Source organism: Microbulbifer sp. TYP-18, assembly GCF_040932045.1.
In the GTDB taxonomy this organism is placed as follows: domain Bacteria; phylum Pseudomonadota; class Gammaproteobacteria; order Pseudomonadales; family Cellvibrionaceae; genus Microbulbifer.
In genome coordinates, this window is the sequence record NZ_JBFRBC010000003.1 from 65,938 (window position 1) to 87,772 (window position 21,835).

A 21,835-nucleotide genomic window follows, 5' to 3' on the forward strand; every position below is an offset into this window, starting at 1 on the left:
TAGCAGCTAAGAAATACCATTGTGAAAATCTTTTTTCTGACATTGATTGTTTTTATAAGTGGCCTGATTTTTGGTTGGAATGGCCATCAATATTGGAGTAGCTTCATGCTCCCAGAAACTGAGATGAAAGACCAGGAGCGCTCCATATTGGCTGCGTCGAATTGGGGAAATTTAACTAAAACTGGAATTTCCACCAATCTTCCCTTAACTACCCCGATGAAAGAGTTTAAAAAAACGCTTTCAAGCTGGAATATCGCAAAAATAATTGATCAGTACAATAGGTTATTGCTCATTGATGATAAACATGAGCGGTATGCGTATCTATCGATGGGAAAATTTTTTCAGCAAGGTTTTGATCAGGGCGAATACCTGAAATTAATACCATTGCTAAATTCTTACTTACAGATAAATGACGATGACCAATATGCGATATATCTCCTCGCGGAAAGCTATAAATTAACTGGCGATTTGGTGGCAGCTATTAAGGCGTATTATCGTCTAGAGCACTACACTTATGAGGTTGATAAAATTGAAGACATCAAGAGAATAATTAAAACTTTGGTTCAAGCTTATCATAAAAAAATAGATCCTGAGAATAGTGGCAAAGTATTGTGGCCACAGATGCTGGAGTTTTATGAAGAATTGGCATTGCTAGATCCAAATGATTACAGCTACTTGTATCGACAGGCAGAAATCCATTATTTACTAAATGATTACCCCCGTTCGCTGGAATTGCTGGATTACCTTCTTGGTGATCTTGCATGGGGTAAAGTGGCGCAGCAGCTAAAAACTAAGATTTCCAGTAAATTGAAAGCTAAAGAAGGAATAGATCTTAGAAAAGTGAATGGTCATTTCATTGTTTCCGGCGTTCTTGGGGGCCGCCATAAGGTGGAATTATTGATTGATACTGGAGCAACGATTTCAGTTATATCTAGCCAGTTTTTTCAGCAGTTAAATGCTAATTATCAACCCGAATTTCTCAGTAAAACTGTAATGAATACAGCCAATGGGCAAGTGGTCGTACCTGTCTATCGTTTTGATCAATTTTCTATTGATGGTAGAGTCATAAATGATATTGAATTTGCAGTCATGAGTTTGCCGGGGGTGGAAGAATCACAAGGTTTATTAGGCATGAATTATTTGAAAAACTTTCGTTTTAATATTGATCAGGAGAATAGTTTGTTATTTTTGGATTTAAAGTAAAGGCTCTAAGAAACGGTTCAGTGTTCTATCTCTATTCCCAGATCTTGCTTATGGGCTGCTGAGCATTGTATTGGAAGAGGGCTTTACCGGTATTGGTGTGAGGCAGAGGGGTGCTCTGCCATGGCTGCGTGATGACGACTAGTAGTCCAGACTTGAATCGACCGAGCACTTTCTAGAAAGATCAGTAACCATTAAATCAAATCTGAACTACTGCAGTTAAAGCCTACTAGCCTTAAAGTGCCTGTCATCCTCAGGTGTTCTGGAGTACTCGCCTTGATCTTGGACAAGTCTGAAATCTTTATTCATTAATATCCTTACTCTTGTGTCGCTCGTTGATGCTGACAGGCCGTCTTCACCAGAGTCTTTTAGGTCAGTTGGGGAAAACGCATGGCTCCATAGGTAATGCCATTTAGCTGCGATGTGTTTTTCTGTTTGCTGCCATGCCCAAAAGTACCATGGTTTTAGTTCAACAAACGCGACTTTGTTAAGGAGCCCTATGTTTTCATCCCCTATGAATATCGTACTTGTTGCTGCAGAAGATCGGTATGCATCGATAGCAATATTATTCGCTTTGAGTTTATCAACAATATCTCTTGTTACTTCGCCCGGCCAGCGATCATTTAGGTATGATTTAGCGCCATTGGAATGAAATGGATCAAGTAGTGAAACTCGGTCTGGCAATAAATTACTGTTGATTGAATTTGCATTAACGCTATCGGTTAAGTCTTCAGCCACAGTAAGTGCCATCTGGCTTCCCAGTGAATGGCCTGCTATCACAAATCTTGAACCACTAAAAGAGCTCATTACCGAAGCTATTTCATCCGACATAAGCTCACTCATTGAGCTCAATGTTGAGTAGTTTTGATAAATTCCATTCGATAGCAGATATCTCATATTCTTGGGGCCATTGGGTACCCAAATTTTAGCTTCTGCATATTTTACTTCTAACTCATCAGCAAATTGGTTCCAGTAGAATATTCCTACATTGTATCCTTCATTTAGCCAACTAACGGCAGTATCGACATTAGGGCCACCATAGTCACCACCGTAAAAATTCTCACGGTAGTTGTCTACAGTGGTGCCAGGTTGCCAGCCGTGTACATAAATTAAAGTGGGTTTGGTGGGATCATAATGGCTGGAACAACTGCCGGAAGAGGCTTTACAGTAATTATTGTTATAACTAAACCAGTACAGGCCAAAGTCGAGTTGTGAAAAGATTGAGCTAGGAAAAGCAAAGGCAAAGCTACTGAGTAGTGTTAAAAATAAAGCATATATAAAGCGCATTGCTGCCTCCAATTATTGATTTATTTTTATTAAATAGCGAATTTATTTTAAGTTCGTAATTTATGGTTTGAACCGCGGAAATACTATTAACCCTGCCCACAAAAGTTTGATTAAGCATGTACTTTTGTGTATTGAGTTAACCATATAACCGTATCGTATTGGTTTGTCGACTACAAGTAAGTATGGTGCCTCATTAGAAGGCGCTTGAATGCATTACCTGGCGCCGCATTAAACATTTTCTATATTTTTAGAGGCTGGACAAAAAGTAGTCTGCATTTATTAACAGCGCGCTGTATAATAGATTTTCTTTGGTAAAGTGCAGCAGAAGTGACCAAAAGAAGCCCTAAAGCAGTCGATTCGTCCATCTGGATTACCATCCGATATAAATATAAACAAACGGATTGATTAGATTCCCTCATAGTTGAAGAATCGAAGCAATCCGAAGTCTGTCTGTCAGATCAAATAAAAATTTTTAAAATGGAGCTTATGATTTTTTGAAAATTGCTTAATGGCGATACAATAAATTGCTCCGTATTGATTTCCCTTTTTTTGGCATTTTCCATCGTCAGAAGTTCATGTAATAACCGCAGTTGTTCTATGGATAAGGCCAGTCCTGTCTCGTTCGGCTGGTAGGTGCTACCGACGGGATAAATCTCTCCAGGAGTTTTTGACATTTCGATATGTCCACCCAAAACAGCGGATATGTTGTGATTTTGGCTGAATTCCACCAGTCGCTTTATACTTTCTAAGTATTTTTTCCAATTTCTGACATAAAGTCGTCCGGGATACAGGGTATCCCCCGTCAATAACCACTGGGTTTTCGAATCATAGATTGCTATGCTTTGTTCCTGATGCCCGGGGCTTGGTATAATCGTAAGTATTCGTCCGCCAAGGTCAATTTCCCGGGTTATATTCGGCCAATTTCCAGGTCCAATGAATTTATTCATAGCTGGACCATTGGCTTCAATCAGCTCTACATTTGGTTGATTCGTAAACTGGCTATCTGCTGCCATATGGTCGCGATGGCCGTGAGAGTGCATGACCAATATGTTTAAAGGCTCTAAATTCTCTTCCAGGCGGTAATTTTCAGCCAGATCCATTATGGTCTGATACAGCGGAAAAGCCTGCGGATCACTTGTTGCACCTGTATCCAATACCAATACTGTTTTGTTCCCAAAGAGAACGTATATGAATGGGGCTTCATAATGGGTGCATTTACTTTGACGTAATATAAAACTCCCAGTATCAAATTTGAATTGATCGATAGCGGGGCCTTGGTAGTCGATACAATCACTGGCGCCGTGAATCCACTGCTTGTTATTGATCCGTTCAATCGTTTGATTGATTGGTTTATTGGTGTTGTCGCCTGTTGTCGGTGTTTCATTGATCTGGGCGAATAGCGGAAAAGATATGCACATGCATCCTATAATAAAAAGTATATGTGTTTTCATGCTGATTTCCCTGCAATTCTGGTTTTTGATAGCGGCTTCGAATATGGTTGTTCCTGCCTTCTTGGTTTCCAAAAGCTTGTTTACAAAAGACGTCCGGCAGCTCTGAATAGAGTCACTGTGAATATTATCGGATTACCTGTCGGAGTCAATTTGGTGGTTGATTCTTAAGGGGGTATATGCAAGGGCTGATATTTCCAGCGAAAAGAGTGTGAATTTGATCAATTAAGTGGGGTTTACAATCTTTCTGGAAGACTTTAAAATCCACATTGGTACTAAGGTGCCAATTTTTAGTGTTTTTTGGCAGAAGGTGCCAAGCTCTATTCGTCATTGTACTGATTCATGGAGTCAGGGCTCCAGAGGTGTCTTTCGAAGGAAGTGCTCTTAGTGGGCGGCCCGAATCAATAAAAATTATATACAACAACTGCATCCAAAAATTCTTTTGATGCGTCTTACTCTGGATCGGCAGTTGCCGTTCCCAGTCGATAAAAAGCAGGAACTTAACGATGGAAGTCATAACTAGAATTCTTATTGGTACCCTTATGCTGTCTGTCAGTGTCGCCAGTTGGGGCGGTGAAGCAGATAAGAAGGATGCCAAAGTGAGCCGCGCAGCCGAGGTCATGTTGTTTGGGGTATTCCACTTTGCCAACCCCGGGCAGGATGTCGTAAAGTCGGAAGTAATTGATGTTTCGACAGCGGAAAATCAACAATACCTTGAAAGTCTGACGGAAAGGCTCGCCAAGCAGTCTCCCACTCATGTCATGCTTGAATGTGATCCCGAGCAGCAGGAGCAGTTTGACCAGTTATTCGGTTCCTATCTCAATGGCGAGCACAAACTCGACATCAACGAAAATCAGCAGCTGGGTTTTCGTATTGCCTCCAAGGCAGGTCTGGAGGGCGTAATTTGTTATGACGAGCGGAATGTACACTGGAATGGGACAGAGTTGATGGAGTATATGAGCGAAAAAGCTCCAGAACGCGGAAAACTTTTTCAGGAAAAAATTCAGAAATTCAGCGAGATTTCGACCTATCGACATAAGAATTTTTCACTTCAGCGTATGCTGAGGCAGGATAATGATCTATCCCAGGATCGTGAGAATATGAATCTCTATCTAATGACCAATGATATTGGTGCAGGTGATGGTTTTGCCGGCGCTGCGTCTTCTGTCAGTTGGTGGCACCGTAATTTCCGTATGTACGCCAATATTCAGGCGATTGCCCAGCCGGGCACCCGGGTTATCGCTATCGCCGGTAGTGGTCATACGGCCATTTTGAAAACCCTTTTGGCCACTGATCTCGAGCGCAAAGCCTGGGATGTGAACGACTATCTCTGAGGGATTGGCGGGTCCTTTGTCGTACTATTGCTCTTCTTTTGAATCCCGCTCAGTTATTAAGCCGGCGACTGAATAAGTTGCCGGGTTAATAGGTTGCAAGGATGTTCCATTTCCGCACGAAGACCGGCGCAAGCCCTTGGAAAGCAAGCTATTTCGGGTAATTGTCCAGGCCTTCAAGACCGCTAACTCAGTGGGTGAGGGGTCATCTATTGAATTGACGGCTTAGCATCTCAGAAGAAAGATTTAAGCGACAAGCAAGGGTATTAAGATATGGACTGTTGGAGCTTAAGTTCCCGGTGATCGCGCTTTGTGGATAAATGGAAAGTTTTTCTGGCTATTTCAGGATTTTTCTAATTCTGCTGTTGTATATATTCAGTTTGTGTCTCCACTATTTTTATTGTGTTTGTGAAATAAACAGGGGTGGGACATTGAGTTATTTTGGCTGCAACTTCCACTAAATCTACCAAGGCAAATAAGGAACTTGTAAAATGAATAAAATTAAACAATCGTTATGTACAGTGCTTCTGTTATCTCTTTCAATCAGCGGGATCAGTAATGCGCAGGAGGTGCGCGACTCCAATAGCGCGGAGGTGCTTGGAGCGGGGAGTCCGTTGATGGAGTGTTTTGTTGATACTGCATTGTACGATGAGTACGCGACGCCGGTCTGTTGGGGGTCGGAAACGCGACCGGAAAGATTGACAACCAACGCTAACTTCCGAATCCGGAATGTGCCCTCTGATTTCACCATATTGTGGTCGGATGACAGATGTTCTTCCGATAGAAACGTCTGCATTCTGAGAATCCGGGTTTACAGGCCTATCACACTGGAGGCTGTTGTCCTCGATAACAGCAATGGTACTTTCACTTCTGTTTCCGCGACAGCTTTTTATGAAACAGATCAATGATGCCCCTTTTGCGGTCGGCTCGGGTACTTTGTTGGCTGTGAGCGTTACGGCAAGCTGGTAGGTTGCCAGCCTGTTTCTCTACCATCTGCTGGTGGGCCACCAGGGTGGCCGGGCCATCAACAGTTCTCGCGGAAATTACTTGATGGCCCTATTAATGGTCAATAGTATAAGGTTATTAACCCGGCTACTAAATAAGTTACCGGGTTAATAATATGTTCTACTGATCGCGAAAGATGGCGATTTCGGCTGGCTGAGTATTGCTGCGGCTGGCGCGATACATACCGGGGGTGTTGAAGGTCAGCGCCATGTTGCCCTTGCGATCCAGAACGACAACCCCTCCGGTGCCGCCTGCTGCGGTGAGTACCTGGTTGATGACCTGGTTCGCGGCACTGGCCACGGACTGTTGCTGATACTCTACCCGGGCACAGATATCCGCTGCGACGTTAAAGCGGATGAAATACTCGCCATGGCCGGTGGCGGACACGGCACAGGAACGGTTGTCGGCAAAGGTGCCGGCACCGATCACTGGTGAATCGCCGATACGGCCGTAGCGCTTGGCGGTCATCCCGCCGGTGGAGGTGCCGGCGGCGAGATTGCCACGCTTATCCAGTGCCACTGCGCCCACGGTGCCGGCCTTGAACGACTGGGGCAATTGTTGCACGGCTGCGCGATAGTCCTTGTCGGCTTCCTGTTCCCGTCGCAGCTTTTCTTTGGCTTTGCGCAGTTGCTGCAGACGCTCGTTGGTGTCGAATGACTTATTGTCAACCATGGGTATCCCGCGGGAGCGGGCAAAAGCCTCAGCGCCTTCCCCCGCCAGCATAACGAAGGGTGAATCCTCCATCACCATGCGCGCCAGGTTGATGGGATTTTGAACTTGCTTGACCCCTGCAACCGCCCCTGCTGCTCGTGTACTGCCGTCCATAATAGAGGCGTCCAGTTCATGCTCGGCGTCGAAGGTATAGACTGCACCCTTGCCGGCATTGAACAGGGGTGAATCCTCCAGAATATTGATTGCGGTGACCACCGCATCCAGGCTGCTGCCACCCTGCTCGAGCACTGCGTAACCCCGCTCGAGCGCCTCGCCTAGCTTATCCCGGTAGGCTTTTTCACGCTCAGGGCTCATTTTGTCCCTCTCGATGGTGCCGGCACCACCGTGGATGGCCAGTGCGATGGGTCCTTGATCGGCAAATACACTGCCGCTTAACACCAGAAAGATGGCTGCAAGCATCAGGGATTTCTTCATGATTCCGCCCCGGTAGAAGACTTTAGTGAGGGCCTATTATGAGCCCGACAATCCAATCGGTCACCCCGGTCTCCTCGAATGACAATACTGAGGCATTGCGCGACAGCTTTAGCCTCCACCAAGCTCGCCCTGCGAAGCCTTGCGTCGATGCGATGCAGCTGTTTGAAGGGCAGTCAGCGTTCCTGCGCTTGACTGGCGAACTTGATGAAAGCCTGAGGTTGCACCGAATTAATGAGAGACTTCCATGGATGGGACTCAGCCTTGGGAGGCCGAGCGCCACTTCCGTGGGAGCGATGAAGAGGGGCCTCTCGGCTGGAGTTGGCGCCCCCGGCAGGACTCGAACCTGCAGTGCGGACTTAGGAGGTCCGTGGTTTATCCTGTTAACCGACGGGGGCGCTGAGGGGCCTTCTGATCCCATGGGGGCGACTGAAGGTGTATCGAACAAGTGGCCTATTCTAACCATAGATGAATTCTATGTCACTATGGGTAACACTCTGAAATTGTGGTTACCAATTGGTACCTGCCGAAGCTTTTTTTCGCCTAAGCCGCTGGATAGCGTAATTTTAACAAATTGGTCACTTTATGCGATTACTTTGACACCATTAATCGGCGGAGGAAAGGAGGATTTTTCACACCTGAAAAGCGGGCAATACCGGTAGCCAAAAAAAAGGTTACCGCGACGAAAATATGCTTGACCATGGCTGGCGCTGCTGGCTAATCTGCAATGGTCCAACAAAAATGACAAGAGTGGTTCCACACTCGCGGATCAAGATTTTGGAGTTTCGTATGAGCGGCAACGTTAGCGGAAAAGACTTTGATTTTGATCATGTAGACATCCCGCAAATTGCAACTGAAGCACTGCGGCAGGCTACTTCAGTACCTCCTCGCGACGCCCGTCGACTGGTGGAGGATAAATTGGAGGAAATGCGTCTCAGACGCGAATTGATGACTTATGAATTAGAGTTTTGATGCCGGCGGGAGCTTGACCGGCAATTGGGCAGCTTGCCGGATTAATGCAATTCCCGTGTGCCATGAGGTTAAGCGATCCGCTGATTTACCGGCTGGAGCGATCCTTTCTTTCATCATATTTGAGGCACTGCCTGTTTGCCCCGTCTATTAAAGGTCCGGTGATTTAATGGAATTGCCGAACCGCATAAAGGGAGGATGACGGGGACCGGCGCGTCGATTGTCATTACGTGGCGGGTGAATGACATTTGCCGGCTGTGGTGGCTGGTAGAGGAATCGCTGTCATTGCCATCGCTGAGGCTCTGCCTTGGCACGTCAGTGTTTCAGGTCGGCGATCCAGCAAACCGGCCTGTTGGATAGGCAGCGCCGGGAACTGATGGCAGCCGATTGCCAGGCTTTATGCGCTGTGATGCGGGGCAGTAGATAAGTCCCTACCAGGCTGTTGAAATTCGCAGAATTTCGACCGCCTGGTGCCGGAATATGGATGTTCCGGCAAAATCGACGACGCCTAAGTCGTTGATTTTGGGCGAAAAGTGAAAATCACATTTTTCGCTTTTCGTGTTTTGAAACAGGCAGGATGCCTTTTTCAACAACCTGCTAGTGGAGGTTTCTTCGGGGCTGGTTTTACGACTTGGCTAAACAGACTTCCCGCGGCTACTCAATCTGCGTGGAGATACTGTTCGGATGCCCGCTACATGGCAGAAGAGTGGCGGGTTGGGCTGGTATAGAGATAAATGGATTTTCGCTATGACAACTTGCGAGCATGGGTCGGCTCAGGTATTTACAGAGCTGTCGGATTGTGGGATGGAGCTCACAATCCGGGTCGCCGGTAGCTTCGACTTCAGCCTTCACCCCGATTTTCAGCGCGCCTATCAGAATTTTTCCCCCTCTCCCAAATGTTATTCGGTCGATCTTTCTGAAACATCGTATTTGGATAGCGCTGCACTGGGTATGTTGCTGCTATTGAGGGATCATTGCTATGGCGATGGTAGCCGGGCGGAGGCGCAAAGAGTTGAGCTGGTCAATCCCAGGCCACACGTTGCCAATATTCTCGCCGCGTCCAATTTTGACCGGATATTCACGATTCGCTAAACCCCGCCTTTATAGTTGCCCCGCCGGTTCCGGGGCCAGTTTCCGGGGCCTAACAGGCTGCTGAAAAAAGCCTTGCTCGGGGCCAGCTATCCCGAATAGGGGTGTTCAAGCCGCAAATCATGCATGTAGCCACTGGATTTGTTGCGCAGGGGTAGCCGACCCGCAGCGCAATCCCGGGCTGAGAAAAACCAGGGAGGCTTTTCAGCAATCTGCCAGTAACCTGGCAACAGCTGAAGGCCATGCAATTACCGCCAGGGCCAGTATAATGCGCTCAGTTTTTCATCAACTGTGGCACTGTGGGCCCTATGTCTGAAGCTCTAATCCCCCAAGCCTTGCTGGAAGTGTGCAATCTCGCCTGTGAGCGCGATGGCCGCACCCTGTTTGCGGGTGTTGATTTTGCGCTGGTTGCGGGCGCGGCGCTGCAGATTCAAGGAGCCAACGGAACCGGTAAGACGACCCTGCTGCGGACCCTGACCGGCAGTGTCAGCGGCTACCGGGGGGAAATTCGCTGGCGGGGCAGGTCCCTGCCGGGCGGCCTGCCGGCTCTGCGGGAATCACTGCTGTATATCGGTCACCGAGAGGGGGTCCGCCGTGGTTTGACCCCGCTGGAGAACCTGTCCTGGTATGGCGCTGATACCGCTGCAGCTTACCGGGCCCTGCAACAGCTGGGCCTGCAGGGATTTGAAGACAGCCTGTGCCAGCGGTTGTCCGCAGGGCAGAACCGCCGGGTGGCACTGGCGCGACTCTATTTGCCGCAACCGCCGCGGTTGTGGATTCTGGATGAGCCGCTTGCCGCCCTGGATGCGGACGGGGTGGCGAGCCTGGAGGCGCGGATGGCACGGCATCTCGCCGGAGGCGGCATGGTTCTGTTCACTTCACACCAACCGGTGGCGTTGGACGGATTACAGACGGTCGACCTGGCAGACTTCGCGCCCGCCGGAGACTTTGTGGAGGGCGCCTATGCCTTTGGCTGAAACCGGGCGGGTGGACCTGATGGCGGCGGCCGGCCCTGGGTCGAGCGAGATAGGGCACCGCGGGGCTGCAGGTTTTATTGCACTCACCCGCACGGAGTTGCTGCTGGCGCTGCGTAAGCGGGGGGATATCGCCAACCCGCTGCTGTTTTTTGTCACTGTACTGGCGCTGTTTCCCATCGGGGTGGGACCGGAACCGCAACTGCTGGCCCGCCTGGCGCCGGGCATCATCTGGGTGATGGCGCTGTTGGCCACACTCCTGTCCCAGGAGGGACTGTTTCGGAGCGACTTTGAGGACGGTTCTCTGGAGCAGCTGACCCTTTCCCCGCAGCCGCTTTACTTCGCCGTGTTGGCCAAGGTGTCGGTGCACTGGCTGGTCTCGGGGCTGCCACTGGCGCTGTTGTCGCCACTGCTGGGGTTGATGCTGAATCTGCGCGGCGGTGGTTACCTCGGCCTGCTCCTGTCCCTGTTGCTGGGCACCGCGAGTCTCAGCCTGATAGGTGCCGTGGGTGCGGCACTGACGGTCGCTCTGCGTCGTTCCGGGCTGCTGCTGGCACTGATTGTTATGCCGCTTTACGTGCCCGTGTTAATCTTCGGCACTGGCGCGGTACAGGCGGCTCTGGACGGTCACAGTTACGCGGCGCAATTGTCGATTCTGGCCGCGCTGCTGGCGGCGGCCGCGGCTCTGGCACCACTGGCTGCGGCCGGCGCGATCCGCGTCAGTACGGATTCTTGAAGGAGGCTCTGCTTGGCCTGGCAATGGTTTCACCGCTTGGGTTCGCCGCGCTGGTTTTATCAGAAAACCAGCGTCTGGCTGCCGTGGCTGGCGCTGGCCAGTATCGTCCTGCTGCTGGTGGGTTCAGTCTGGGGGCTGGGCTTTGCGCCGCCGGATATGAAGCAGGGCAATAGTTATCGCATTATTTTCATTCATGTACCCGCCTCTTTCCTGGCCCTCGCCGGCTATTACATCATGGCTGTGGGTGGCGCCATCGGCCTGATCTGGAAGATGAAACTGTCGTTTATCGTCATGCGCGCGGCCGCGCCCATCGGTGCTGTACTGACCTTCGTCGCTCTGTTTACCGGTGCTGTGTGGGGCAAGCCTACCTGGGGCGCCTACTGGGTGTGGGATGCGCGCATTACTTCGATGCTGATTCTGCTGTTCCTCTATATCGGGGTAATTGCATTGTCGCGGGCTTTTACCCGCGAGCAGATGGCGGACAAGGTCTGCGCTCTGCTGGCGCTTGTGGGTACAGTGAATATCCCGATTATCTATAAGTCAGTGGATTGGTGGTTTACGCTGCATCAGCCCGCCTCGATCAAGCTGACCGAGGCAAACAGTATTGATCCCAGTATGTTTTATCCGCTGTTGACGATGATTATTGGCTTTTACTGCTTTTATGTCTGGGTTCTGCTGGCCCACACGCGCACTCTGGTGCTACAGCGGGAATGGCGCACCAATTGGGCGCAGCAGGTACTGCGGGGTGAACACCTGAGCGGAACGAGACAAGAGGCCCGGTAATGCAATTTCAGTTCGCCAGTGCCGCCGAGTTTTTCTCCATGGGGGGGCACGGTGCTTTCGTCTGGATCGCGTACGCGGTGACCTTTGCGGCCATGACCGGGCTGGCAATTCAGCCATACCTGGGCCGTCGCAGGCTGGAGCGGGAGCTGGCCCGTCAGCAGCGCATACAGGCACACCGGCAGAGTCGTGTTCCCCCGCACACGAATACAGTGGCTGAATGACCATTGTGATAACAGCAAATTAAATTAGGGTTTGAAAGACTATGCATCCGGTTCGCCGACAGCGTCTGATTTTGGTCCTTCTTCTGATATGTCTTTCCGGTGCGGCGGTGGGCTTCGTGACCTACGCCATGCGCAACAATATGGACTACTTTTATGCCCCCAGCGCCTTTGCCGCCGGAGACGTCCCGGTGGACAGGCGTATTCGCGCAGGAGGTTGCGTGGTTCCCGGCAGCGTGGTGCATACGGCGGGCACACTGGACGTTCGTTTCGCCTTGACCGATGGCGATGCCGATCTGGTGGTGGTGTTCGACAGGATACTGCCGGACCTCTTTGCGGAGGGGGAGGCTGCGGTGGTGGCCGGACGGCTGCAGGACGACGGCACTTTGCGCGCGGACCAGGTGCTGGCGAAACACGATGAAAACTACACGCCGCCGGAAGTTGCCGAAACAGTTGCGGCTGAAGTCAGCTGTGTGGATGGAGCGCATATATGAGTCCGGAAATTGGTCATTTTGCGCTGCTTATCGGGCTGCTGTTGTCCGTGACCCTGGCGCTGGTGCCCCTGGCGGGAAGTTACGCCGGGCGCCCCTTGTGGATGCAGGCGGGGCGGCCGCTGGCGATGGGTGTACTGGTGTTTACCGCTATCTCCTATCTCTGTCTGACGCTGGCATTTATCCAGGGCGATTTCACCGTCAACTATGTGGCACAGAACTCAAACAGCCTTCTGCCTCTGTATTACAGGATCACCGCCGTATGGGGGGGGCACGAGGGATCCATCCTGTTGTGGTTGCTGATCCAGGCCGGCTGGGCGGTGGCGGTGGCGCGCTTCAGCGGCCCTTTGCCAGAGGAGTTTGTCGCGCGGGTTTTGTCCGTGCTGGGTATGGTATTGGTCGGTTTCTTCCTTTTTATTCTACTCACCTCCAATCCATTTGAACGGACTTTACCTTTCCCACCGCTGGAGGGAGCGGACCTGAATCCGCTGTTGCAGGATCCGGGCATGATCGTCCATCCCCCGCTGCTGTACATGGGCTATGTGGGCTTTTCGGTAGCGTTTGCGTTCGCGATCGCGGCACTGCTGGGGGGGCAGCTGGATGCGCTTTGGGCGCGCTGGGCGAGACCCTGGACTGCGGTGGCCTGGGCTTTTCTGACGGTGGGCATAGCGCTGGGCAGCTGGTGGGCCTACTACGAATTGGGCTGGGGTGGCTGGTGGTTCTGGGATCCGGTGGAGAATGCCTCCTTTATGCCCTGGCTGGTGGGCACGGCGTTGATGCATTCCCTGGCGGTGAGCGAAAAGCGGGGGCTGTTCAAGAGCTGGACCGTGCTGCTGGCGATTTTTGCCTTCAGTTTGAGTCTGCTGGGTACATTCCTGGTGCGCTCCGGCGTGCTGACCTCAGTGCATGCCTTTGCGACGGATCCGTTGCGGGGTGGATTTATCCTCGTGTTTTTGTGCCTGGTCGTAGGCTCGTCCCTGCTGTTGTTCGCGCTGCGCGCGCCGGCAGTGAGTGCAGGCAGCGTGTTTTCTTTCCGCTCGCTGGAAACTTTTCTGCTGGGAAACAATGTTTTGTTGATACTCGCAATGGGCGTCGTTCTGACCGGCACTTTATATCCATTGCTGGCGGATGCGCTCAATTGGGGCAAGATCAGCGTGGGCCCCCCCTTCTTCAATCTTTTTTTCGTGCCGGCGATGGCCGTATTGGGCCTATTGCTGGGGCTGGGTATCCACGCCAACTGGAAAAACAGCCGCTGGGGCAAGTTGCTGGCGGCCTGGCGTGTGCCTTTGATCGTCGCTGCGGTCGCCGCTGTGGCGCTGCCATTTGTACTGGGTGGGTTTCACTGGGGGGCGGCACTGGGTATTTTCGTCGGTGTCTGGGTCACTGCTTCCAGCTTGGCCGACATCGCCGCCAGAAGTCGCAACGCAGACAGTGTCCTTTCCGGACTCAAGCGGCAGAGGGCCAGTTACTTTGGCATGCATTTAGCACACATTGGCCTGGCGGTTACCATAGTCGGGGTAGCGTTGACCAGCGTATACAGCGTGGAAAAGGATCTGCGCATGTCTCCCGGCGACAGTTTTCAGATAGAGGGATACGACTTTCGCTTCGACGGCGTGCGTGCGGTGCGGGGTCCCAACTACAGTGCGGTCGAGGGTGTGATAGCGGTCAGTCGCGATGGCAAGGCTGTGGCGGAACTGAATCCGCAAAAGCGCAATTATTTTTCCGGTGGCAATGCCATGACCGAAGCTGCGATCGATTCGGCACTGGTTCGGGATCTGTACGTGGCTCTGGGCCAGTCACTGGATCCGCATAACCCCGGTGGGGACTGGTCGGTGCGCCTGCAGTACAAGGCATTTGTGGTATGGATATGGCTCGGAAGCCTGCTAATGGCCATCGGCGCTGGTATTGCGGTGGCGGACAAGCGCTACCGCAACGTCAAGATAAAACGCGCCGCAGCGGCTGCTGACGCGGCGCCAACCGGCTATATTGCGGAGACTTGACCGGCTATGGCTAGATTTAGACTGTTTCTGCCCCTGTTGGTTTTTGTTGCCCTGGCGGTGTTGTTCTGGCGCGGCCTGTCGCTCAACCCGCAGCATTTACCCTCAGTGTTGCTGGACAAGCCGGTACCGGAGTTTTCCCTGGCAACTGTGACGGACGCGGATGCAATTGTGCGGCGTGTCGACCTGCCCGCTAAGCCACTGTTGTTGAACGTATGGGCTACCTGGTGTATCGCCTGCCGGGTGGAGCATCCATTTCTCAACAAACTTGCCGGGCAGGGTGTGCCGATCGTCGGGGTCAACCTCAAGGATGATGTCCCAGAGGCGCGCAAATGGCTGGAGAAATTCCACAACCCCTATCTGTTCAGTATCGCGGACACCGAGGGCCGGCTGGCTCTGGACCTGGGCGTCTACGGCGCTCCGGAAACCTTTCTGGTGGATGCGCAGGGTACCATTCGCTGCAAGCACACAGGTGTGGTGGACGACCGCATCTGGCAGACCAAGTTGCAGCCGCTCTATGAGCGATTGCAGAGCCAGCCCTGGGAAGAATTTGCCGGTGAGTTATCAGATTCCCTGTTGTCCCGTTGTCAGTGAGAGCGAGGAAAAAAAGAGCCGGTTTATCTGCTGGTTCGGACCCGTCTCCAGCAAGGCGGTCTTTCAGCGGCAGCTCGCTCTTGCCCAGGCGCAGTCTCCCCACGCCAGTCACCACTGTACGGCCTTGATCCTCGGCGATCCGGCCAATCCCGAATCGATGCAGGCGGACGACGACGGTGAGCCATCCGGGAGCGCCGGCAAACCCATGCTGGAATTGCTGGTGCAACACCGGATAGGCGATGCCGGTGTTATCGTGACCCGTTTTTTCGGCGGCACCAAGCTCGGTGTCGGCGGGCTGATGCGGGCCTATCGCGGCTCTGTGAGTGGGGCGTTGCGCCAGGTTGAGTTGAAACCCTTCGTATCCCTGCGGGCGGTATCCGTTTGCTGCGACTTCGCTCTTGAATCCCGGGTGCGCTTTCTTCTGCAGCACTGTGGTGGACAATGTGTGGATGCGGTTTATAGCGACCGGGTGCAAATCGACATCCGCGTGCCGGAGAGCCAGTGGGCACAGTTGTATGAGCGGCTCACGGCGGCGGGGGCAGAGGTGGCAGCTCAATAAGTTGCCGGGTAAATAGTGACAGACAAATAAAGGCCGAGGAGCATTTGTGGGCGGAGGAGGGTCCCTTTATTTATTAGTCCCTGAAAATGTTCAGGTTTGTAGCCGCAGTCTGAGTTGGGGGTGGTAGGCAAAAAGCTGTTATACCGGGTCCGGTTCCCGGCCTGCTGGAAGGGGGATATGCAAGTGGAGAATGCAAAAAAGGCCCACGTTTTCACGTGAGCCTTGATTGTATGGCGGACCGGACGGGACTCGAACCCGCGACCTCCGGCGTGACAGGCCGGCATTCTAACCAACTGAACTACCGGTCCGCATCTCCTCACTTCCCAGTTATAACCTGCCAGGCAGGTGGGGGAGTGGTGGGTGGTACAGGGGTCGAACCTGTGACCTACGGCTTGTAAGGCCGCCGCTCTCCCAACTGAGCTAACCACCCCGCGTCAGGAGCTGCGTATCTTAATGAAAATTTTTGCTCCGTCAACGCTTTCCACAAAACATTTTTGTCTTTCAATAAGTTAACGCAACATGCCGCAAATCTCAGAGCGTGCCCGCAACCGCCTGCACTGCTATAATCGCACAAATTTTCAGCGGGTGACGACGGTGGATCCAACTTTGAAACCAGGCGGGTGGACGGCGTTTCTGCTGCTGACACTCTGTGCACTGGGCCTGTATCTGGCAACTATGGCAGGTGCACGCGCTGCGGTGGAAGTAGAGCAACTGCCCACCGCCGAACTGGAGGCGCGCTACCGGGAGTTGATTGAGGAAATGCGCTGCCCGAAATGTCAGAACCAGAATCTGGCGGATTCCGATTCGCCGGTGGCCCATGATCTGCGCCGGGAGATCCGCCGCCTGCTGGAGGAAGGCTTCAGCGATGGGGAAATCACGGATTATATGGTGGCGCGGTACGGTGATTTCGTCCTCTATCGGCCGCCATTGCAGCGCAATACCCTGGTGCTCTGGCTGGCGCCCGGTGTGTTCGCGGCGCTGGGATTGCTGGCGTTGGTGGTGATAGTGCTGCGCTCGCGCAGTGGCACCGGTGCCGGCCAGGACGATGCCGGCGGCGAACTGACGGAATCGGAAAGCCGGCGCCTGCGGCAATTACTGGGCGAGGAGATGGAGGATACCAACCTGGGCGGTGACGACGGCGGGAACAACTGATGCTTGGATTATGGTTTGGACTCCTCCTGCTGGCGCTGTTGCTGGTGGCGGTGTTGCTGTGGCCCACACTGCGGCGCAAAGATGGGGAGGCGGCTGGCACTGACGCAGGGGAAAGTCAGCGGTCGGCGCTGGCGGCGCTCTACCGGGAGCGGCGAGCGGAGTGGCGCGCGGCGCGCGACAGAGGCGCCATGGAGGAGAGCCAGCTGGCGCAGTTGGAGGCGGATGCCGCGCGCGATCTGCTGGCCGCCGAGGGGAATCCGGTTGGCGGTCACACCTCCAGTGGGGGGCGCTGGCTGTTGCTTGCACTGGCAATTCTGTTGCCGGTGCTTGCCCTGGGCTTTTACAGCCAGAGCGACCGCTATGGGGAATTGACCCTCTATCGGGATCTCGTCGCCAGCACCAATGCAGGCGCTGACGCCGAGGTGCAGGGGCGGATCACCGCAGCACTGGAGCAGCGCGCGGGTACCCATCCGGAGGACCTCACCAGTCGCTATGTGCTGGCTCAGCGGCTTCTGGCCCAGGGCGACCTGGCCGGCGCTGTGGCGTCCTACCGCTACGTAGTTGCACGCGAGCCGCAGGCGGCTGGAGTAAAGGCGGAACTGGCGCAGGCGCTATTCTTTGCCGGGGGCTCCAGGATCACCGAAGAGGTGTCGCATCTGGTGGGGGAAGTGCTGGCGGTGGAGCCGGACAATGGCACTGCCCTCGGGCTGGCCGGTATAGCGGCGTTTGAACGCCGGGAATTTCGCGCGGCGCGGGATTACTGGCGCCGGGCGCAGAAGCTTCTGGCTCCTGAGTCCGCAGCCGCCCAGGCGCTGGCCGCCGGTGTGGCGCGTGCTGAGGCGGAGCTGTCCCCGGGGAAGGGTGTCGCTGGGACTGTGACCGCCGGGGGCGACAACGCCTCCATCAGTGTTCATGTGAGTCTGGCCGAGGGTATTGTGGCGGCGCCGGAGACCCCGGTGTTTGTCTACGCCCGCGGTGCGGACAGCCCGATGCCGCTGGCAATAGTGCGCCTGCGCGCCGACCAGTTGCCTGCACAGGTAGTGTTGGACGAGTCGCGGGCCATGATGCCGGGGCGCTCACTGGAGGGGGCGGGGTCCGTGCAACTGGTAGCCCGCCTGGCCCTGCATGGCGATGCCCGCGCGGCACCCGGTGACTGGCAGGGCGGGGTGGAGTCCCTGGACAGGGCCGAGTGGGGCAAGCCGGTTTCCATCACCATCGACCGGGAGTTGTAGCGGTTATTCGCTGGCGAAGGTTTACACTGAAACCGCTGGGGTCGCCATGTACAATTGCCCACTGTGGGAGGCCGGGGTTCACCGTGCATAGAACAATTATCGAGTTGCAAATTACATGCGTCTGAAGTGCATCAAGCTGGCGGGTTTCAAATCCTTTGTAGACCCGACCACCGTTTATTTTCCCTCCAACCTGGGTGCCGTGGTGGGGCCCAATGGCTGTGGCAAGTCCAATATCATCGACGCGGTGCGCTGGGTTATGGGGGAATCTTCGGCCAAGAATTTGCGCGGCGACTCCATGACCGACGTCATCTTCAACGGCTCCAGTGGTCGAAAGCCGGTTGGTCAGGCATCCATCGAGCTGGTATTCGACAATTCCGCCGGCAAGCTGACCGGCCCCTGCGCCGGTTTCGCGGAGATCTCAGTGAAGCGCAAGGTCACCCGCGACGGCCAGAACAATTACTATCTGAACGGCGACAAGTGCCGCCGCCGCGACGTGACCGACCTGTTCCTCGGCACCGGTCTCGGCCCGCGCAGCTATGCCATTATCGAGCAGGGCATGATCTCGAAGCTGATCGAGGCCAAGCCGGAGGAGTTGCGGGTCTATATCGAGGAGGCGGCCGGTATCTCAAAATACAAGGAGCGCCGCCGGGATACCGAAAACCGCATGCGCCGCACCAAGGAAAATCTGGAGCGCCTGACCGATATTCGCGACGAACTTGAACGCCAGTTGTCGCGCCTGGAGCGACAGGCCGCCGCAGCGGAAAAGTACGCCCGCTTCAAGGAACAGGAGCGCAGCCACAAGGCCCGCTTACAGGGCCTCAAGTACCGCGATCTGAACGATCAGGCCAGCAGCCGGCAGCAGCAGATCGGCGAACTGGAACTCACCGTGGAGGAGCTGGTGACCCGCCAGGTGAGCTGTGACACCGAGATAGAGCAGAAGCGGGTCGGCTACCACGAGCTGTCCGACAGCTTCAACGAGGTACAGGGCAGGTTTTACGCCGTCGGCACCGATATTGCGCGCCTGGAGCAGAGTATTGCCCACGCGCGCGAGCGCAATGCCCGGCTGCATGATGACCTGCAGCAGACCGAGCAGGAGTTCAGGGATGCCGAGGCGGTGCTGGACACAGACCGCGGTAAAGCGGCCCAGTTTGAAGACGAGCTGGAAGTGATTGTGCCGGACCTGCACCTGGTACAGGCCGCCGCAGAGGAGTCGGCCCAGGCCCTGCTCGATGCCGAGGAGCTGATGCGCGACTGGCAAAACGACTGGGACCAGTTCAACCTGGGGGCCTCCGGTTCACGCCAGCAAGCAGAGGTGCAGCAGTCCCGTATCCAGCATCTGGAAACTTCCGCCCAGCGACTGCAGGATCGCGCCAACAAGCTGCAGTCCGAAAGAACCGATCTGGGCGACGGCGGCGATGACGGCGAGCTGGAGCAGCTGGGAGAGGAGCTGGCCGAACTGGAGCTGGAGACCGCCGCACGCCGCGACGCCGCGGCCGAGCAGGGTGAGATTCTGAACGAGATGCGCCGGCGGGATGGCGCTATCGCCACTGAGTTGGATCAGCTGCGCCTGCAGCTGCAGACCAGCCGCGGCCGCCAGGCGTCGCTGGAGGCTCTGCAACAGGCGGCGCTGGGTCAGGGTGAGGCGGTGGACAACTGGCTGCGGCGGGAGGCGCTGCAGCAACGGCCCCGCCTCGCCGACCAGATCGCCGCCAGCGCCGGCTGGGAGAGGGCGGTGGAGACGGTATTGGGACCGCGGCTGCAGGCAGTGTGTGTCGATCACCTGGACAGTCTCGGTGAGAGTCTCAACAGCCTGGAGGCCGGCCAGGCCATATTTGTCGACGAGGCCCAGGTAGAGTCTCTGCCGGCGGGCAGCTTGTCGCCGCTGGCAGATCTGCTTGAGGGGCCAGTGGCGGTGCAGAGTATCGTGGCGGGCATTTACACAACAGAGGATCTCAGCGGGGCCCTGGCGGCGCGAAGCCGCCTGCAGGCGCACGAATCAATAGTGACCAGGGACGGCCTGTGGCTGGGCCCAAACTGGCTGCGTGTCCAGCGCGGCAGTGATGCCGAGGCCGGGGTATTGGCGCGCAGGCAGGAACTGGAAACGCTGGAGCAGAGCATCGCTGAGTGTGAAGAGCAGATTGATGGCCTGTCGGCCCAGCGGGAGGAGTTGCGCCGCGAGGTCGGCGACCTGGAGGGCGGCATAGAGAGGTCGCGAAGCGAGGTGGAGCAGCTGGGTCGCCGGGAGGCTGAGCTGCGCAGCCAGTTGTCGGCGCGCCGTGTGCGCGCCGAACAGAAGAGTGAACGCCGCCTGCGGCTGGAGCAGGAGATCGCCGAGGTGCGCGAGCAGATGGAAGCGGAGGGCAAGTCCCTTTCGGACGCGCGCCTGCAGTTGCAGCAGGCGGTGGAGGCCATGAGCGAGGATACTGATCGCCGCGAAGTTCTTATGGCCAGTCGCGATGAATTGCGCGGAGCCCTGGATGGGGCGCGCCAACGGGCCCGCGAGGACAAGGACCGCACCCACGAGCTGGCCATGCGCGAGCAGTCGGTGCGCACGCAGTTGGTGTCACTGCAGCGCACTCTGGAGGTGATGGGAGAGCAGTTGGGGCGCCTCAGCTCCCGACGCGAACTGTTGCAGCAGCAGATGGCCGAGGCTCAGGATCCGACGGTGGACTTCCACAGCGAGCTGGAAGAGAAGCTGGCCCTGCGCCTGCAGGCCGAGGCCGAACTGGGCGAGGCGCGCAGCAAGCTGGAGGAAGTGGAAAGCGGGCTCCGGCAGCAGGAGCAGGAGCGCCACAAAATTGAATCCGCTCTGCAGGGGGTGCGCGCACAGTTGGAGCGGGAACGCCTGACTGCCCAGACCCTGGAGGTGCAGCGCAACGGCCTGGTGGAGCAGTTGCAGGAGTCCGATGTGGAGGTGGAGCAACTGCTGCGGGAACTGCCGGAAGACTTAACCATCTCCCAGGTGCAGGAAGAACTGGAGCAGGTGGCTGCGCGCATTTCCCGCCTCGGTGCCATAAACCTGGCCGCTATCGACGAGTACCAGCAGGAATCGGAGCGCAAACACTATCTCGACCGCCAGTACAGCGATCTGACAGATGCATTGGAGACGCTGGAAGGTGCGATCAAGAAAATTGACCGCGAGACCCGCACCCGCTTCAAGGAGACCTTTGATCGCGTCAACAGCGGTTTGCAGGAACTGTTCCCCAAAGTATTCGCCGGCGGCCACGCCTACCTGGAGTTGACCGGTGAGGATCTGCTGGACACTGGCATCGCCATTATGGCCCGCCCGCCCGGCAAGCGTAACAGCACTATTCACCTGCTGTCCGGCGGCGAAAAAGCGCTGACCGCAATCGCGCTGGTTTTTTCCATTTTCCGCCTCAACCCCGCGCCTTTCTGTATGCTGGATGAAGTGGATGCACCCTTGGACGATGCCAATGTGGGGCGTTACGCGCGCATGGTGGAGGAGATGGCCGAGCAGGTGCAGTTTATCTACATTAGTCATAATAAGATCGCGATGGAAATGGCCCATCAGCTGTTGGGTGTCACCATGCACGAGCCGGGGGTATCCCGTGTTGTATCAGTCGATGTGGAAGAGGCGGCTGAACTGGCATCTGCATAGGAGAGAGC

Annotated in this window: 18 protein-coding genes and 3 tRNA genes; 15 read left to right on the plus strand and 6 right to left on the minus strand. The window is 55.0% G+C overall.

Annotated elements, in window-relative coordinates:
* Window positions 1-21 precede the first annotated feature (21 nt).
* Window positions 22-1,203, plus strand: a complete 1,182-nt coding sequence (locus ABVT36_RS04725) for a retroviral-like aspartic protease family protein (RefSeq protein ID WP_368455507.1) — start codon at window positions 22-24, stop codon at window positions 1,201-1,203.
* A 216-nt stretch (window positions 1,204-1,419) separates the two neighbouring features.
* Here the strand turns inward: ABVT36_RS04725 and ABVT36_RS04730 are convergent, their stop codons facing one another.
* Entirely contained in the window at window positions 1,420-2,487 is a 1,068-nt protein-coding gene (locus tag ABVT36_RS04730; RefSeq protein ID WP_368455508.1) for a hypothetical protein, read from the minus strand.
* Between the two features lie 458 nt (window positions 2,488-2,945).
* On the minus strand, window positions 2,946-3,938 hold the full coding sequence (locus ABVT36_RS04735) for an MBL fold metallo-hydrolase (protein ID WP_368455509.1): 993 nt from the start codon (window positions 3,936-3,938) through the stop codon (window positions 2,946-2,948).
* A 503-nt stretch (window positions 3,939-4,441) separates the two neighbouring features.
* Here ABVT36_RS04735 and ABVT36_RS04740 point away from each other — a divergent pair.
* Complete coding sequence (locus ABVT36_RS04740; protein ID WP_368455511.1) at window positions 4,442-5,269, plus strand: DUF5694 domain-containing protein; 828 nt, start codon at window positions 4,442-4,444, stop codon at window positions 5,267-5,269.
* Window positions 5,270-6,391: 1,122 nt separating this feature from the next.
* Here ABVT36_RS04740 and ABVT36_RS04745 read toward each other — a convergent pair.
* The gene (locus ABVT36_RS04745) at window positions 6,392-7,417 is read right to left on the minus strand and encodes an isoaspartyl peptidase/L-asparaginase family protein (RefSeq protein ID WP_368455512.1); all 1,026 of its coding nucleotides are present in this window, start codon (window positions 7,415-7,417) and stop codon (window positions 6,392-6,394) included.
* 319 nt (window positions 7,418-7,736) lie between these two features.
* Window positions 7,737-7,812, minus strand: a tRNA-Arg gene (locus ABVT36_RS04750).
* A gap of 391 nt (window positions 7,813-8,203) precedes the next feature.
* Here ABVT36_RS04750 and ABVT36_RS04755 point away from each other — a divergent pair.
* The 10 genes from ABVT36_RS04755 to ABVT36_RS04800 all read left to right on the plus strand — a co-directional run bounded on the left by ABVT36_RS04755 (window position 8,204) and on the right by ABVT36_RS04800 (window position 15,824).
* Window positions 8,204-8,386, plus strand: a complete 183-nt coding sequence (locus ABVT36_RS04755) for a PA3496 family putative envelope integrity protein (protein ID WP_367148838.1) — start codon at window positions 8,204-8,206, stop codon at window positions 8,384-8,386.
* Window positions 8,387-9,130: 744 nt separating this feature from the next.
* Window positions 9,131-9,475, plus strand: coding sequence for an STAS domain-containing protein (locus ABVT36_RS04760; protein WP_368455513.1), 345 nt, complete (start codon window positions 9,131-9,133; stop codon window positions 9,473-9,475).
* A 305-nt stretch (window positions 9,476-9,780) separates the two neighbouring features.
* On the plus strand, window positions 9,781-10,449 hold the full coding sequence (gene ccmA / locus ABVT36_RS04765) for a cytochrome c biogenesis heme-transporting ATPase CcmA (protein WP_368455514.1): 669 nt from the start codon (window positions 9,781-9,783) through the stop codon (window positions 10,447-10,449).
* Between the two features lie 19 nt (window positions 10,450-10,468).
* Window positions 10,469-11,182 (plus strand): heme exporter protein CcmB, encoded by a 714-nt coding sequence (gene ccmB, locus ABVT36_RS04770; RefSeq protein ID WP_368455715.1) that lies wholly within the window; start codon window positions 10,469-10,471, stop codon window positions 11,180-11,182.
* Window positions 11,183-11,194: 12 nt separating this feature from the next.
* Window positions 11,195-11,965 (plus strand): heme ABC transporter permease, encoded by a 771-nt coding sequence (locus ABVT36_RS04775; RefSeq protein ID WP_368455516.1) that lies wholly within the window; start codon window positions 11,195-11,197, stop codon window positions 11,963-11,965.
* Window positions 11,965-12,186: a heme exporter protein CcmD gene (ccmD, locus tag ABVT36_RS04780; RefSeq protein WP_368455517.1), complete on the plus strand. Its 222-nt coding sequence runs from the start codon at window positions 11,965-11,967 to the stop codon at window positions 12,184-12,186. The genes ABVT36_RS04775 and ccmD overlap by 1 nt, the downstream gene beginning before the upstream one ends.
* A gap of 41 nt (window positions 12,187-12,227) precedes the next feature.
* Complete coding sequence (locus ABVT36_RS04785; protein ID WP_367148832.1) at window positions 12,228-12,677, plus strand: cytochrome c maturation protein CcmE; 450 nt, start codon at window positions 12,228-12,230, stop codon at window positions 12,675-12,677.
* A complete protein-coding gene (locus tag ABVT36_RS04790; RefSeq protein WP_368455518.1) occupies window positions 12,674-14,674 on the plus strand; it encodes a heme lyase CcmF/NrfE family subunit in 2,001 nt (666 codons plus the stop codon). The genes ABVT36_RS04785 and ABVT36_RS04790 overlap by 4 nt, the downstream gene beginning before the upstream one ends.
* Window positions 14,675-14,680: 6 nt before the next feature.
* Window positions 14,681-15,265, plus strand: coding sequence for a DsbE family thiol:disulfide interchange protein (locus tag ABVT36_RS04795; protein WP_368455519.1), 585 nt, complete (start codon window positions 14,681-14,683; stop codon window positions 15,263-15,265).
* Window positions 15,228-15,824, plus strand: coding sequence for a YigZ family protein (locus tag ABVT36_RS04800; protein ID WP_368455520.1), 597 nt, complete (start codon window positions 15,228-15,230; stop codon window positions 15,822-15,824). The genes ABVT36_RS04795 and ABVT36_RS04800 overlap by 38 nt, the downstream gene beginning before the upstream one ends.
* 231 nt (window positions 15,825-16,055) lie before the next feature.
* Here ABVT36_RS04800 and ABVT36_RS04805 read toward each other — a convergent pair.
* A tRNA-Asp gene (locus ABVT36_RS04805) sits at window positions 16,056-16,132 on the minus strand.
* A 46-nt stretch (window positions 16,133-16,178) separates the two neighbouring features.
* Window positions 16,179-16,254: transfer RNA gene (locus ABVT36_RS04810), tRNA-Val, on the minus strand.
* Between the two features lie 176 nt (window positions 16,255-16,430).
* On the opposite strand from ABVT36_RS04810, the gene ABVT36_RS04815 reads away from it, so the two are divergent.
* The 3 genes from ABVT36_RS04815 to smc all read left to right on the plus strand — a co-directional run bounded on the left by ABVT36_RS04815 (window position 16,431) and on the right by smc (window position 21,827).
* On the plus strand, window positions 16,431-16,976 hold the full coding sequence (locus ABVT36_RS04815) for a cytochrome c-type biogenesis protein CcmH (RefSeq protein ID WP_368455521.1): 546 nt from the start codon (window positions 16,431-16,433) through the stop codon (window positions 16,974-16,976).
* Window positions 16,976-18,208, plus strand: a complete 1,233-nt coding sequence (gene ccmI, locus ABVT36_RS04820; protein ID WP_368455522.1) for a c-type cytochrome biogenesis protein CcmI — start codon at window positions 16,976-16,978, stop codon at window positions 18,206-18,208. Before ABVT36_RS04815 ends, ccmI begins: the two co-directional genes overlap by 1 nt.
* A gap of 115 nt (window positions 18,209-18,323) precedes the next feature.
* A complete protein-coding gene (smc, locus tag ABVT36_RS04825; RefSeq protein WP_368455523.1) occupies window positions 18,324-21,827 on the plus strand; it encodes a chromosome segregation protein SMC in 3,504 nt (1,167 codons plus the stop codon).
* The last annotated feature ends 8 nt before the right edge of the window (window positions 21,828-21,835 follow it).